We start from the raw sequence: 215 nt of genomic DNA on the forward strand, positions 1-215 counted from the left end.
GGTTGCGGGGACAGGATTTGAACCTGTGACCTTCAGGTTATGAGCCTGACGAGCTACCGGGCTGCTCCACCCCGCGATAGGGTCCCATCAAAGTAGTACTTTGATGGGGGCCCGACAGTCTGCGCTTGCAGACGTTGGGTGTAGAAGACGTTGTGAATGGGTTTTGATATTTTGCGTTTTGCATGTTGCACGGGCTTCAATGCCTGGCGACGACC

General features: G+C 54.9%; 1 tRNA gene. It reads right to left on the reverse strand.

Annotated elements, in window-relative coordinates:
- Positions 1-2: 2 nt before the first annotated feature.
- Positions 3-76: transfer RNA gene (locus tag AC0CH3_RS18120), tRNA-Met, on the reverse strand.
- Between the last annotated feature and the right edge of the window lie 139 nt (positions 77-215).

The organism is Sphingomonas sp. AC449, assembly GCF_979253475.1.